The organism is Streptococcus mitis (genome assembly GCF_047463435.1).
In the GTDB taxonomy this organism is placed as follows: Bacteria; Bacillota; Bacilli; order Lactobacillales; family Streptococcaceae; genus Streptococcus; species Streptococcus mitis_DS.
Genome location: NZ_JASHDW010000002.1, coordinates 136,325 through 150,548, shown reverse-complemented (window position 1 = coordinate 150,548; position 14,224 = coordinate 136,325). Strand labels below are relative to the sequence as shown.

15 protein-coding genes and 1 pseudogene are annotated in these 14,224 nt (G+C 37.5%); 13 read left to right on the top strand and 3 right to left on the bottom strand.

The features are described 5' to 3' along the window. The first annotated feature begins 59 nt into the window (after positions 1-59). The 8 genes from glyA to msr(D) all read left to right on the top strand — a co-directional run bounded on the left by glyA (position 60) and on the right by msr(D) (position 9,260). The gene (gene glyA, locus QM843_RS02015) at positions 60-1,316 is read left to right on the top strand and encodes a serine hydroxymethyltransferase (protein ID WP_033677253.1); all 1,257 of its coding nucleotides are present in this window, start codon (positions 60-62) and stop codon (positions 1,314-1,316) included. A 7-nt stretch (positions 1,317-1,323) separates the two neighbouring features. Continuing rightward, entirely contained in the window at positions 1,324-2,298 is a 975-nt protein-coding gene (locus QM843_RS02010; RefSeq protein WP_414304759.1) for a nucleoid-associated protein, read from the top strand. Beyond that, positions 2,298-2,912 (top strand): cell wall hydrolase Pmp23, encoded by a 615-nt coding sequence (pmp23, locus tag QM843_RS02005; protein ID WP_000476368.1) that lies wholly within the window; start codon positions 2,298-2,300, stop codon positions 2,910-2,912. Before QM843_RS02010 ends, pmp23 begins: the two co-directional genes overlap by 1 nt. Before the next feature lie 73 nt (positions 2,913-2,985). Next, positions 2,986-3,960: a DUF1002 domain-containing protein gene (locus QM843_RS02000; protein WP_203213196.1), complete on the top strand. Its 975-nt coding sequence runs from the start codon at positions 2,986-2,988 to the stop codon at positions 3,958-3,960. 73 nt (positions 3,961-4,033) lie between these two features. Beyond that, the gene (gene rlmD / locus QM843_RS01995) at positions 4,034-5,389 is read left to right on the top strand and encodes a 23S rRNA (uracil(1939)-C(5))-methyltransferase RlmD (RefSeq protein WP_414304760.1); all 1,356 of its coding nucleotides are present in this window, start codon (positions 4,034-4,036) and stop codon (positions 5,387-5,389) included. 514 nt (positions 5,390-5,903) lie between these two features. Further along, entirely contained in the window at positions 5,904-6,074 is a 171-nt protein-coding gene (locus QM843_RS01990; RefSeq protein ID WP_000873143.1) for a hypothetical protein, read from the top strand. A 385-nt stretch (positions 6,075-6,459) separates the two neighbouring features. Further along, positions 6,460-7,677: a macrolide efflux MFS transporter Mef(A) gene (gene mef(A) / locus QM843_RS01985; RefSeq protein ID WP_000417519.1), complete on the top strand. Its 1,218-nt coding sequence runs from the start codon at positions 6,460-6,462 to the stop codon at positions 7,675-7,677. A 119-nt stretch (positions 7,678-7,796) separates the two neighbouring features. After that, a complete protein-coding gene (gene msr(D), locus QM843_RS01980; protein WP_000420313.1) occupies positions 7,797-9,260 on the top strand; it encodes an ABC-F type ribosomal protection protein Msr(D) in 1,464 nt (487 codons plus the stop codon). A gap of 117 nt (positions 9,261-9,377) precedes the next feature. Here msr(D) and QM843_RS01975 read toward each other — a convergent pair whose 3' ends face one another. From QM843_RS01975 to QM843_RS01965, 3 genes and pseudogenes are all read right to left on the bottom strand, one after another. Next, positions 9,378-9,677, bottom strand: coding sequence for a DUF5960 family protein (locus QM843_RS01975; protein WP_001072467.1), 300 nt, complete (start codon positions 9,675-9,677; stop codon positions 9,378-9,380). Beyond that, complete coding sequence (locus tag QM843_RS01970; protein ID WP_000567197.1) at positions 9,664-10,032, bottom strand: hypothetical protein; 369 nt, start codon at positions 10,030-10,032, stop codon at positions 9,664-9,666. The genes QM843_RS01975 and QM843_RS01970 overlap by 14 nt, the downstream gene beginning before the upstream one ends. Then, positions 10,029-10,208, bottom strand: a pseudogene (locus tag QM843_RS01965) (Y-family DNA polymerase); the annotation flags it as partial. The pseudogene QM843_RS01965 and the gene QM843_RS01970, both read right to left, overlap by 4 nt. Here QM843_RS01965 and QM843_RS01960 point away from each other — a divergent pair. The 5 genes from QM843_RS01960 to QM843_RS01940 all read left to right on the top strand — a co-directional run bounded on the left by QM843_RS01960 (position 10,206) and on the right by QM843_RS01940 (position 14,218). After that, positions 10,206-10,637 carry a recombinase zinc ribbon domain-containing protein gene (locus QM843_RS01960; RefSeq protein WP_001178677.1) on the top strand — a complete coding sequence of 144 codons (432 nt, stop codon included), beginning with the start codon at positions 10,206-10,208 and terminating at the stop codon, positions 10,635-10,637. The pseudogene QM843_RS01965 and the gene QM843_RS01960 sit on opposite strands and share 3 nt — an antisense overlap. A 134-nt stretch (positions 10,638-10,771) precedes the next feature. After that, complete coding sequence (locus QM843_RS01955; protein WP_001270697.1) at positions 10,772-11,659, top strand: nucleotidyltransferase domain-containing protein; 888 nt, start codon at positions 10,772-10,774, stop codon at positions 11,657-11,659. 5 nt (positions 11,660-11,664) lie between these two features. Beyond that, entirely contained in the window at positions 11,665-12,249 is a 585-nt protein-coding gene (locus QM843_RS01950; protein WP_001005371.1) for a Cap15 family cyclic dinucleotide receptor domain-containing protein, read from the top strand. A gap of 333 nt (positions 12,250-12,582) precedes the next feature. After that, complete coding sequence (locus QM843_RS01945) at positions 12,583-13,200, top strand: RpiB/LacA/LacB family sugar-phosphate isomerase (protein WP_084887998.1); 618 nt, start codon at positions 12,583-12,585, stop codon at positions 13,198-13,200. 211 nt (positions 13,201-13,411) lie between these two features. Then, complete coding sequence (locus tag QM843_RS01940; RefSeq protein ID WP_414304761.1) at positions 13,412-14,218, top strand: alpha/beta hydrolase; 807 nt, start codon at positions 13,412-13,414, stop codon at positions 14,216-14,218. Positions 14,219-14,224 lie beyond the last annotated feature (6 nt).

The window sequence follows — 14,224 nt, the reverse complement described above, 5'->3', positions numbered from 1 at the left end:
TGATTTTCTAATAAGAAAATTAAACTAATGGACTAGTCACACAATAAAGGAGAAGACCTATGATTTTTGACAAAGATGATTTTAAAGCATACGATGCTGATCTCTGGAATGCTATTGCCAAAGAAGAAGAACGACAACAAAACAACATTGAGTTGATTGCTTCGGAAAACGTAGTTTCCAAGGCTGTTATGGCAGCTCAAGGGTCTATCTTGACGAATAAATACGCCGAAGGCTACCCAGGTCGCCGTTATTATGGTGGAACAGATGTAGTAGATGTGGTAGAAAGTCTAGCTATTGAACGTGCAAAAGAAATTTTTGGTGCTAAATTTGCCAATGTCCAACCACACTCAGGAAGCCAAGCCAACTGTGCGGCTTACATGGCCTTGATTGAGCCGGGTGATACCGTTATGGGGATGGATTTGGCAGCAGGTGGACACTTGACCCACGGAGCTCCAGTTAGCTTCTCAGGTCAAACCTACAACTTTGTTTCTTACAGTGTTGATCCTGAAACGGAACTCTTAGATTTTGATGCTATCTTGAAACAAGCCCAAGAAGTAAAACCAAAATTGATCGTAGCAGGTGCTTCAGCCTATTCTCAAATTATCGACTTTTCAAAATTCCGTGAAATTGCGGACGCTGTTGGGGCTAAACTTATGGTAGATATGGCTCATATCGCTGGTTTGGTTGCTGCTGGTCTACATCCAAGCCCAGTACCATACGCTCATATCACGACAACCACAACCCACAAAACCCTTCGTGGCCCTCGTGGTGGTTTGATTTTGACCAATGATGAAGATTTAGCTAAGAAAATCAATTCAGCTATTTTCCCTGGTATTCAGGGTGGTCCTTTGGAGCACGTTGTGGCAGCTAAAGCTGTTTCCTTCAAAGAAGTTTTGGATCCAGCCTTCAAGGAATACGCTGCTAATGTTATCAAAAACAGTAAGGCTATGGCAGATGTCTTCTTGCAAGACCCTGATTTCCGTATCATTTCTGGCGGGACTGAAAACCACCTCTTCCTAGTGGATGTGACTAAGGTTGTAGAAAACGGAAAAGTTGCTCAAAACTTGCTGGATGAAGTCAATATTACCTTAAATAAAAACTCAATCCCTTACGAAACCTTGTCACCATTCAAGACTAGTGGGATTCGTATCGGAGCAGCAGCTATTACTGCACGTGGATTTGGTGAAGAAGAAAGTCGCAAAGTGGCTGAGCTCATCATTAAAACCCTTAAAAATGCAGAAAATGAAGCTGTCTTAGAAGAAGTGAGAAGTGCGGTTAAAGAATTGACAGATGCCTTCCCACTATACGAGGACTAAAACTTTTATGGACATTTATATTAAGAAAGCCATTATCCATCAGTTTAGCCCGGATGATACCGAGCTGTTCCTAGCGGATAAGTTTCTCAATATCACTCCAAAAATCGAAGAATACCTGCGTAGAAAAATTGAACGTGTGTATTCAGATGAAGCCAAGACTGGGATTTTCGAGGAAGAAAATCCCTTCTTCAATCATATCACAGACGATTTGTTGGAGACATCAGTAACACTGGCTAATCTCTGGAAAGAAGAGTTCAGTATTTCTGAAAATCTCAAGACCAATGACTTGATTTTTGTGCAATTTTCTAAAGAAGGTGTAGAACATTTTGCTTTCTTACGAATTGCCCTGCGGGAGACCCTGACCCACCTCGGAGGAGAAGTTGATAATCCAATCAAGCTGACTCAAAATAACTTACCTGGATTTGGAACGGGTGCTGACGAAGCCTTGGTGGTCAATCTTCAGAGCCGCAAGTACCATCTGATTGAAAAACGAATCAAGTATAACGGGACTTTTTTGAATTATTTTTCAGATAATCTCCTAGCCGTCGCCCCTAAAATTTCACCTAAGAAATCTATCAAAAAACTGGAAAAAACGGCCCAGAGAATTGCTGAGACTTTTAACACAGATGATTTTCAATTTCAATCCAAGGTCAAATCAGCGATTTTCAACAACTTAGAAGAAAGCAATGAGTTGTCACCTGAAAAATTGGCCAACGACCTTTTTGACAACAATCTGACTGCTCGTTTGAGCTTTATTGACCAAGTCAAAGAAGCCGTACCAGAACCAGTTCAATTTGATGAAATTGATGCCAGTCGCCAATTAAAGAAATTTGAAAACCAAAAACTATCCTTGTCAAATGGAATTGAGCTCATCGTTCCCAATAATGTCTATCAAGACGCCGAGTCTGTTGAGTTTATCCAAAATGACAATGGAACCTATTCTATCTTAATCAAAAATATCGAGGATATCCAAAGTAAATAATGTTTAAACGAATTCGAAGAGTGCTTGTACTAGCAGTCTTCCTTTTTGCTGGATATAAAGCTTACCGTATTCACCAAGATGTCAAGCAAGTCATGACCTATCAACCCATGGTGCGAGAAATCTTGAGTGAAAAAGATACCCCAGCAAACGAAGAGCTTGTGCTCGCTATGATTTATACTGAAACAAAAGGAAAAGAAGGCGACGTCATGCAGTCTAGTGAGTCTGCAAGTGGTTCCACCAACACCATCAATGATAATGCCTCTAGCATTCGGCAAGGCGTTCAAACTCTGACAGATAATCTCTATCTGGCCCAGAAGAAGGGTGTTGATGTCTGGACGGCTGTTCAAGCCTATAATTTTGGACCTGCCTATATCGATTTTATCGCCCAAAACGGCAAGGAAAACACCCTAGCACTGGCCAAACAATATTCTCGTGAGACTGTTGCTCCCTTGCTTGGCAATACCACTGGAAAGACTTATAGTTATATTCACCCCATTTCCATTTTCCATGGAGCCGAACTCTATGTAAATGGAGGAAACTATTACTATTCTAGACAGGTACAACTCAACCTTTACATCATCAAATGTTTCACTCTCTTTTCAACATCTGGCTAGTCCAGGTGTTTTTGTTATAAGTTTTCTTTAAGATAGATATATTACTCTAGAAAGGTAAAGGAGGGAATTCCCTATGAGAAAGAAACTCTTTCTGACCAGTGCTGCGGTTTTGTGGGCAGTAACAGCTATGAATAGCGTCCATGCAGCAACAGATGTTCAAAAAGTTATCGATGAAACCTACGTCCAACCCGAATATGTCCTAGGTTCTTCATTGTCTGAAGACCAAAAAAATCAAACCCTTAAAAAACTAGGCTACAATGCCTCAACAGACACCAAAGAACTCAAGACCATGACACCTGATGTCTATTCTAAGATTATGAATGTGGCTAATGACTCTAGTTTACAGTTGTATTCATCAGCCAAGATTCAAAAACTAGGTGACAAGTCGCCACTTGAGGTCAAGATTGAAACACCAGAAAACATCACTAAGGTGACTCAGGATATGTACCGAAATGCAGCCGTAACTTTGGGTGTGGAACACGCCAAAATCACTGTAGCAGCCCCCATTCCAGTTACAGGAGAAAGTGCTTTAGCAGGGATTTATTATTCGCTAGAGGCTAATGGAGCCAAGGTACCGCAAGCCAATAAAGATTTGGCTCAAGAAGAGTTGAAGGCTTTGTCAGATATTAATGCTGAAAACAAGGACAAAACTGGCTATGATGCTAATAAATTAAACGTTGCCCTAGCCGATATCAAGTCAGGACTCGCCAAAGCTAAAGAAAGCAAGGGAAATCTGACAGAGGAAGATGTTCGTAAAATTGTTGAAGATACCTTGAAAAATTACAAACTTGATCAGGTTATAACAGGAAACCAGATCAATATCATCATCAATTTTGCTTTGAATCTCTCAAAGAGTGATATCCTCAGCAATACAGACTTCACTAAAACCTTGAATGACCTGAAACAAAGTATTGTTTCACAAGCTGGCGACAGTTTTAAAAATATCAACCTTAACTTTGATGCTGATAAGGCGCTAGAGGACGGTGGTAACTTCTTAAGCTCCCTCTGGCAAGCCATTGTCAACTTCTTCAAGAGTTTTGGTTCTTAAGAAATTTCATGGTATAATAGATGGTAACCGTAACGTTGCCGTCTTTTTTGTCGGCCAATAGAAAGAGAAGAGAATGTTAAAGAAAAATGATATTGTAGAAGTTGAAATTGTTGACTTGACCCATGAAGGGGCAGGAGTTGCCAAGGTAGATGGCTTGGTATTTTTTGTTGAGAATGCATTACCGAGTGAAAAAATTCTCATGCGAGTTCTCAAGGTTAATAAAAAGATTGGTTTTGGGAAAGTGGAAGAATACCTTGTCCCGTCACCACACCGTAATCAAGATCTAGATTTGGCTTACCTGCGTTCAGGAATCGCGGATTTAGGTCATCTTGCCTACCCAGAACAGCTCAAGTTTAAAACCAAGCAAGTTAAGGATAGTCTCTACAAGATTGCTGGAATTGATGATATAGAGGTTGCTGAAACTTTGGGTATGAAAAATCCAATCAAGTACCGCAACAAGGCGCAGGTGCCTGTTCGTCGTGTTAATGGTGTCTTGGAAACAGGATTTTTCCGTAAGAATTCGCATGATCTCATGCCTCTAGAAGATTTCTTTATCCAAGATCCTGTCATTGACCAAGTTGTGGTAGTTCTTCGAGATTTGCTTCGTCGTTATGATTTGAAACCTTATGATGAAAAGGAACAATCTGGCTTGATTCGAAATCTTGTGGTGCGTCGTGGACACTATTCTGGACAAATCATGGTTATCTTGGTTACAACTCGTCCCAAAGTTTTTCGTGTGGAGCAATTGATTGAACAACTAATCAAGCAGTTCCCAGAGATTGTGTCTGTTATGCAAAATATCAACGACCAAAACACCAATGCTATTTTTGGTAAAGAATGGCGCACACTTTATGGACAAGACTTTATCACTGACCAGATGTTGGGAAATGACTACCAAATCGCTGGACCAGCATTTTACCAAGTCAATACTGAAATGGCTGAAAAACTTTATCAAACAGCCATTGATTTTGCTGAATTAAAAGAAGATGATGTGGTCATTGATGCCTATTCTGGTATCGGGACGATTGGTCTTTCTGTTGCGAAACATGTCAAGGAAGTCTATGGTGTCGAAGTGATTCCAGAAGCGGTTGAGAATAGCAAAAAGAATGCTCAGCTGAACAATATTTCAAACGCCCACTATGTCTGTGACACAGCTGAAAATGCTATGAAAAATTGGCTCAAGGAAGGAATTCAACCAAGTCTTATCCTAGTGGACCCACCAAGAAAAGGACTCACAGAAAGCTTTATCAAAGCAAGCGCTCAAACAGGAGCTGATCGCATTGCCTATATCTCCTGCAATGTCGCTACTATGGCGCGTGATATCAAACTCTACCAAGAATTGGGATATGAATTGAAGAAAGTCCAGCCGGTTGACTTATTCCCTCAAACTCATCATGTTGAGGCGGTAAGTTTGCTAGTCAAGGAGTAAAACGACGAAGATTAGCATTTACTTCCGCCCATGCGATAGCTGTCCGTGATTGACAAGTGCTAGCACGCAGACAGAACGGAGATAGCGAACCGCTGAGTGTGTTGCTCTGCTCGTAAAAGCTTAGAAACCTTTGAACGAAAGGGATAATGAAAGCCTTGATTGCAAGGCTTTTTGCTTTATGGTGGGTAAGTATCAGAGTGAGAAAATTTTTGGAATGAGTAGAAGTGATAGCTAGAAATTATCAGTTTCTATTTCCATTTACCCTGTGGGTACGTGTTTGTTTCCATTGACAAGGAGTTTGTGGGAATAGAAATGTACCCACCTTGTTTGAATCAAGTGAAGTGTAGTTGAAGGAAATCTGTTGAAAGCAATACTTCATTTTACCGAATAAGTAATAATTTAGGCAACTTCAAATCGATTAAAAAAAACTATTTTAAAGGTTAAGAGTAGACAAAAATTGTCCACTCTTTTTTGCAAACTCAATTTATCAATAAATGAAATGAGGGAATGTAAAATGAAATATTTTGAGGTTGAGTTAGAAAATCCTGATGAATTTTTAAAACTACAAACAGAAGATTTTGTGAAAGCTAATCGCTTGCTACTAAGGAAGATAATCCAGAGCGTTACAGTCTATGAAGAAAACTTCGTCATATCCTTTAAATCTGGCATCGAATTGGAAGTATGAGTCTCATTCCATAACTTTTATATTGAACATATCATCTTTTTGTGTTATACTATAAATTGATATAAACAAAGATGTAGGAGGAACCGAAACTATGACAGCCTCAATGCGTTTAAGATAAGCTGGCAATAAAAAAAGCAGAATCTATACCCGATGATAGGCTTTTTTGTTGTGCTTATTTATACGATATTGAGCATTCATTAGTTACGGTGAGGATATTGGTTATTTAACTATACCTTTATTTAACTATGTCTTTAATATGAATGTTTCCAAATTGTATGTATGCAGACCAAAAGCCACATTGTGGGGTTTGGCCTGCATTTTTTATTGCCTAGAATGCTATTCAAAATAGAAATTCAAGCAAAATAATATGCAGGAGATAATATAAATGGAAAAATACAACAATTGGAAACGAAAATTTTATGCAATATGGGCAGGGCAAGCAGTATCATTAATCACTAGTGCCATCCTGCAAATGGCGATTATTTTTTACCTTACAGAAAAAACAGGATCTGCGATGGTCTTGTCTATGGCTTCATTAGTAGGTTTTTTACCCTATGCGATTTTGGGACCTGCCATTGGTGTGCTAGTGGATCGTCATGATAGGAAGAAGATAATGATTGGTGCCGATTTAATTATCGCAGCAGCTGGTGCAGTGCTTGCTATTGTTGCATTCTGTATGGAGCTACCTGTCTGGATGATTATGATAGTATTGTTTATCCGTAGCATTGGAACAGCTTTTCATACCCCAGCACTCAATGCGGTTACACCACTTTTAGTACCAGAAGAACAGCTAACGAAATGCGCAGGCTATAGTCAGTCTTTGCAGTCTATAAGCTATATTGTTAGTCCGGCAGTTGCAGCACTCTTATACTCCGTTTGGGATTTAAATGCTATTATTGCCATCGACGTATTGGGTGCTGTGATTGCATCTATTACGGTAGCAATTGTACGTATACCTAAGCTGGGTAATCAAGTGCAAAGTTTAGAACCAAATTTCATAAGGGAGATGAAAGAAGGAGTTGTGGTTCTGAGACAAAACAAAGGATTGTTTGCCTTATTACTCTTAGGAACACTATATACTTTTGTTTATATGCCAATCAATGCACTATTTCCTTTAATAAGCATGGAACACTTTAATGGAACGCCTGTGCATATTTCTATTACGGAAATTTCCTTTGCATTTGGGATGCTAGCAGGAGGCTTATTATTAGGAAGATTAGGGGGCTTCGAAAAGCATGTATTACTAATAACAAGTTCATTTTTTATAATGGGGACCAGTTTAGCCGTTTCGGGAATACTTCCTCCAAATGGATTTGTAATATTCGTAGTTTGCTGTGCAATAATGGGGCTTTCGGTGCCATTTTATAGCGGTGTGCAAACAGCTCTTTTTCAGGAGAAAATTAAGCCTGAATATTTAGGACGTGTATTTTCTTTGATCGGAAGTATCATGTCACTTGCTATGCCAATTGGGTTAATTCTTTCTGGATTCTTTGCTGATAAAATCGGTGTAAATCATTGGTTTTTACTATCAGGTATTTTAATTATTGGCATTGCTATAGTTTGCCAAATGATAACTGAGGTTAGAAAATTAGATTTAAAATAAACAATATTGGAGGAATATTTATGTATCTTATTTTCATGTAACTCTTCCTGCTAAAATCGCAGGGTTTTCCCTGCATACAAGCAAATGAAAGCATGCGATTATAGACAGGAGGAAATGTTATGGAATTAATATTAAAAGCAAAAGACATTCGTGTGGAATTCAAAGGACGCGATGTTTTAGATATAAATGAATTAGAAGTATATGATTATGACCGTATTGGTTTAGTAGGAGCAAATGGTGCTGGAAAAAGCACTTTACTCAGGGTACTTTTAGGAGAATTAACTCCCCCAGGATGTAAAATGAATCGTCTGGGTGAACTTGCCTATATTCCCCAGTTGGACGAAGTAACTCTGCAGGAGGAAAAAGATTTTGCACTTGTAGGCAAGCTAGGTGTTGAGCAATTAAATATACAGACTATGAGCGGTGGTGAAGAAACAAGGCTTAAAATAGCACAGGCCTTATCGGCACAGGTTCATGGTATTTTAGCGGATGAACCTACGAGCCATTTAGACCGTGAAGGAATTGATTTTCTAATAGGACAGCTAAAATATTTTACAGGTGCACTGTTAGTTATTAGCCATGACCGCTATTTTCTTGATGAAATAGTAGATAAAATATGGGAACTGAAAGATGGCAAAATCACTGAGTATTGGGGAAACTATTCTGATTATCTTCGTCAGAAAGAGGAAGAACGTAAGAGCCAAGCTGCAGAATACGAACAATTTATTGCGGAACGTGCCCGATTGGAAAGGGCTGCGGAGGAAAAGCGAAAACAGGCTCGTAAAATAGAACAGAAGGCAAAAGGTTCTTCAAAGAAAAAAAGTACTGAAGACGGAGGGCGTTTAGCTCATCAAAAATCAATAGGAAGTAAGGAAAAAAAGATGTATAATGCTGCTAAAACCCTAGAGCACAGGATTGCGGCCTTAGGAAAAGTAGAAGCTCCGGAAGGCATTCGCAGAATTCGTTTCAGGCAAAGTAAAGCATTGGAGCTCCATAATCCATACCCTATAGTCGGTGCAGAAATTAATAAAGTATTTGGGGATAAGGCTCTGTTTGAAAATGCATCTTTTCAAATTCCGTTAGGAGCAAAAGTGGCGTTAACTGGTGGTAATGGAATCGGAAAAACAACTTTAATCCAAATGATCTTAAACCATGAAGAAGGAATTTCTATTTCGCCTAAGGCAAAAATAGGTTACTTTGCACAGAATGGTTACAAGTACAACAGTAATCAGAATGTTATGGAGTTTATGCAGAAGGATTGTGACTACAATATATCAGAAATTCGTTCAGTGCTAGCATCTATGGGGTTCAAACAGAACGATATTGGAAAAAGTTTATCTGTTTTAAGCGGTGGAGAAATTATAAAATTGTTGCTTGCTAAAATGCTCATGGGTAGATATAACATCCTAATAATGGATGAACCCAGTAACTTCCTTGACATACCAAGTTTAGAGGCTTTGGAAATACTAATGAAGGAGTACACCGGAACTATCGTGTTTATCACCCACGATAAACGATTACTCGAAAATGTAGCAGATGTAGTTTATGAAATTAGAGATAAGAAAATAAATCTGAAACATTAAATTTAAGGTAGTCGCTGGTCAGTATAGTCTGTTCTGGTTGGCGACTCCATTGTTAAAGAGTATAAAGACTTTAGATTTTATGAATATTAAAAATAGGAACAGTCAATTGAACTGCTCCTATTTTTCTGCTAAATATATTGTAGTTTTCTTATATGTATAATGATAGATTAGCGGATTCTCATCTACGGTACTTACTTCAAATATGAAGAAGTGATCGCGGTTATCTCTGGACTTTTCCTTATTGAGGACAAAGTAATTCTTACGTGAAGTCGCCATTGTTTTTAGGATATCATCAGTTAGGAAGGTCAATGGAATATTCATGTTAGAGTAGCGGTAGAAGTCACGTTCAAAATCTTGGTAGCTCTCGCTATAATAGTCCATTTGTAGGTGATTACGCTGAAACTCAAGCTGATTCATAGAGCACCTCCTCGACAAGTTCAATACTAATAATGTCTTTTAATTTCAAATTGATGTGACCTGTTGTAGTTTTTATCAAAATGAAATCTTTGGTCAGACTTGGTATTGTTCCAGTGTAGGAAACACGCTTGTTTTTTTCAATCACTTGAATGCGTGTGCGTAGCTGCCCGGCGTATACTTGACTGAGGAGTAATAATTTCTTCTCTAGTGATAAGTCAGACATGTACGTTACTTTGTTTGTATCATCAGAGAGTGCTGATGCATGTTCAGATAGGAAAAAGCCCATCCATTTTTGCATCTTTGTATCCTGGTACTCTCTTGCTGACTGAAATGGTAAGGATGAACGGTCAATCATTTTAATCCCTCCAATCCACCAGCGGAATGACCGCCAATAAGTTTACTGCGTTCAATATTTTAGGAACCTTCAGTTAGGACGGTTCCTTTTTGTATGGCTAAAAAGCCAAACTGTTCTCTGACAACATCAATAGCTGTCTGAAGTCTATTTTCTTTTTCAATTTCTTCTACATCATGCAAAATGAGGACAACCCTTTTACTACCAAGGTGTTCTGTGCAGAATGCGGTTCAGCTTTTGGACGTAAGAACTGGACGACCAGTCGTGGCAAACGTAAAGTTTGGCAGTGTAACAACCGTTATAAGGTAAAGGGACAGATTGGTTGTCAGAATAACCATATCGATGAGGGAACACTAGAGAAAGCTGTAATGATGGCAGTTAAACTACTGAGTGAGAATATGGATTTGTTGCATGGAAAGTGGAATAAGATCTTGGAAGAAAACCAGTTATTAGAAAAGCATTACAGTGTGTTACTGGCTGAATTGATAAATAAGGAGTGTTGGGAATATGATTCCTTTGAGATGTGTCAGGTACTAGATAGTATTTTGATTTCGGAGGATGGACAGATAACCGTTAGATTTTTGGAAGGAACAGAAGTTGATTTATAAGGCTGTAGGCATAGTATAGTTCACTATGTTTGCAGCCTTTTTTCTTGTTTAGTGGTATAATTATATGTAGGATTTTTTTAATATCGGTTACTTTTTATGAATTAACCAAAAAACTAAAATGGAGTTGTTTTATAATGAGATATTCTGAAGAAGCATTACAATCATGGATTAAGCCGTTATCTGCCACTGAAGAAACACGGGTTGAAAATACTATTGGAATGATTAAAGATGCAATAGAAAGGAGTGGGCTCTCTTCAAAGTATGAATATGAAATTTTTGCCCAAGGTTCTTATGCAAATAATACGAATGTAAAGAAAAATAGCGACATTGATATCTGTATCATGGTGAAATCTTTATTTTATTGTGAGTATGTAGATGGGTTATCGGACCTAGACTATAATTACTCTAGTAGCAGCACCAATGCTAATGTATTTAAAAACGAAGTGATTAAAGCGTTAATTTCAAAATTTGGTGCAGAATCAGTTTCTATTGGCAATAAGTGTATCAATATTAATTCTAACTCATATCACGTAAATGCAGATGTAGTCCCATGTTTTCAATATCGAAATTATAGATATATTGGTAGCAGGTCATCTGAAAAATTTGTTGAAGGCATCAAATTTTTTACCTCAAACGGAAATTATGAAGTAATTAATTATCCTAAAGTTCATATACAAAATGGTATCTCTAAGAATAAATCTACTCACTATAAATATAAATATTTAGTTAGGATTATGAAGCATATTAAGAACGAGATGCAGGAGCTAGGATTGACAAACGAACGCATTTCTTCATATTTGATAGAATGTTTGGTCTGGAATATACCTGAACAGATGTTTTTCAATAGTAATAGCTACACAGGGTTGTTACAGCAAGCGTTATATTACATAGTGTCTCAAGTGAATTTAAATTGGGTTGAAGTAAGTGGAATGTATTACCTTTTTCGTTCAGAGCAGAAATGGAATTTACAGGATACAAAAACTTTTTTAGTTAGAATGATTGAATTTTTGGATTATAAATAAAACTTATGAATGAACAGCAGAAAAAATTTTTGAATATTACAATATGGGTTTTTGCAATTTGCTTGTTATTAAGATTGTTAATAAGTGGCCAAGAGATTGCAGTGAATCTTAAATCTGATATTTTGGCATTGGTATATTCAGCCATTGGGTATATTGGTGAAGCTATATCAGTTACAGCAATTATTATGGCTATTTTTGAAAAAACAGCATGGCGGTGGCCATTACTATCTAAGATTCATAATGTTCCAATTTTATTTGCGAATTATGTAGGTAGTTTCAAGACGGACTATGATCAGAATGAAAGAAATTGTGAACTTACTATTGAACAGTCATTTACGACTATTAAAGTTAAGTTTAAAACGGGTGAAAGTTCGAGCCATAGCATTACAGCATCAATTATCAATGATAATGGAACACAAAAATTAATTTATACATATTTAAATAGCCCAAGGGCTGAATTGCAAAGTCCTATACATTATGGGACGGTAATTCTTGATATTGATAATCCAAATCAACTAGAAGGAAATTATTATACTAATCGAGGAACCAAAGGTTCAATGAGTTTTGAGATAAACAACCCTTCTCGCTAGTTGGATTTGTAAAGATTTAAATAAAGAAAGAAGAACTAACTATCGGAAACTTGGCATAGATGTAACAATACTGTATATTAACGAAGCCGTAAATACTCGCATTAGTTACGTTTAATAGTTTAATACGGATATTCAGCAGCTTTGATTTCGTTTCACAGTATAGGTAGTAACCGTCAAGACATGTGGAGGCGGTAGTTTTGATGTCAAAAGTTGCAACCAGTGAATAAATGAAGTGTAGAAAATAAAGGCTTGTTCAATTCAATATATAATGAATTACCGGCACCCAAACCAAAGAAAAAGAAATAATTAAATTAGAAGTTGAAGGGGGGAAGAATGAGAATCGGAGTTATTCAAGCAAGTTCGCAAGCGACCAAAAATCAAATAATCTATGATGCTGTATTAAAGTATGCTCCAAAGAAATCTGAGGTTATAAATTTTGGCTGTACGATGGAAGAAAATGAAAAATACTCGTATATAGAAATTTCTATTCTTATAGGTATCTTGTTGGCAAGTAGGACAGTTGATTTCGTTGTTACGGGCTGTTCTTCCGGACAAGGAATGATGCTTGCTTGTAATAGTATGCCTGATGTCATTTGCGGATATGCACCTACACCGAATGATGCCTATTTATTTGCTCAGATTAATAATGGAAATGCGATATCATTACCATTAGGTGAAAATTATACATGGTCAGGTACTGAAAATCTTGAAAAAACAATAGAAGCTCTTTTCTCAGAGCCATTTGGGCAAGGATACCCTAAAAGTGAGGCAGAGAGAAAGATAAGAGATGCCGAGCAACTTAAAGAGATAAGAAGCATCGGACAGCTTCAGTTTAAAGAATTCGTAAATATACTAGATATATCATTGCTTGAATCAATCAAAAGGAAACAGGATGTAATTCAGAATGTAAAGGCGTATGGGAAGAAAGAAATAGCTGATTTAATAAAATGAGCAAATCACAGTTTGTCGGGGTAATACCTTTTAACGATAACCTTATGCTATCGTCAAAAGGTTTATAGACATGTTCCCACATACATACATACATGATCACTTGGCATACATAGTGTTCACTCGTTTTATGTCAAGTGTGTGGTAATGCTTTTAAGAGCTGATTGAACAAGGAAAATTAGCTAGTGAAAGTCCTACAGTAAGGAGTTTAAACATGAAATTCCATGAATTTGGTGATAAGAATTTACCTCCTATTTTACTGATACATGGTGGTGGCAGTTCTTGGTGGAATTATCTTCGTCAAGCACGAATCTTGTCAAAAGAATACCGTATTATTCTACCAACTTTGAATGGCCACGGCGAGGAATATCAACTTGATTATGTTTCTACTGAAGATTCTGCTTTGGAGATTCTAGACTATATCAAAGCAAACTGTGGTGGGAAATTGTTTGCAATCGGTGGTGTTTCACTTGGTGGTCAAATTGCCATGGAGCTTTTATCTTTAGACAGTGAAATTGCTGAGAAGGCCATCATAGACGGAAGCCTCTGTATTCCTCAACCAAGGTTAGCTAAAATCAGCATCTTTCTAGTGTCTCTATTTGGTAAACTGATGTTCAATAAATTCTCTTGCAAACTTCAGTTAAGCATGATGAACAAATTCTATCCTAAACTGGCTTATCCAGAGGAAATAAAAGCTTATTATTTAGAGGATTTGCCAAGGATGCCTGTCAAAACATTGGTGACCATTTACAAAAACTATATGGGATGTTACAAGCTGAAAGATATGATTTCTGCTAGCAAGGCTCAGGTTCTGTATATCTATGGTGAAAAAGAATTGAACTGTGTGAAAGAATCAGCGAAATTATTTCATCAGCTACATTCAAATACAATTTTGTATGAAGCAAAGGGCTATAACCACGGCTATTTATCAGCTTACCTACCTTATGAGTGGATTGATTTGGTGGTGCCATTTTTAAAGAGTGACTCATTAGAAATGTGTAACGAATCTGATATGCCATAAGGAGGA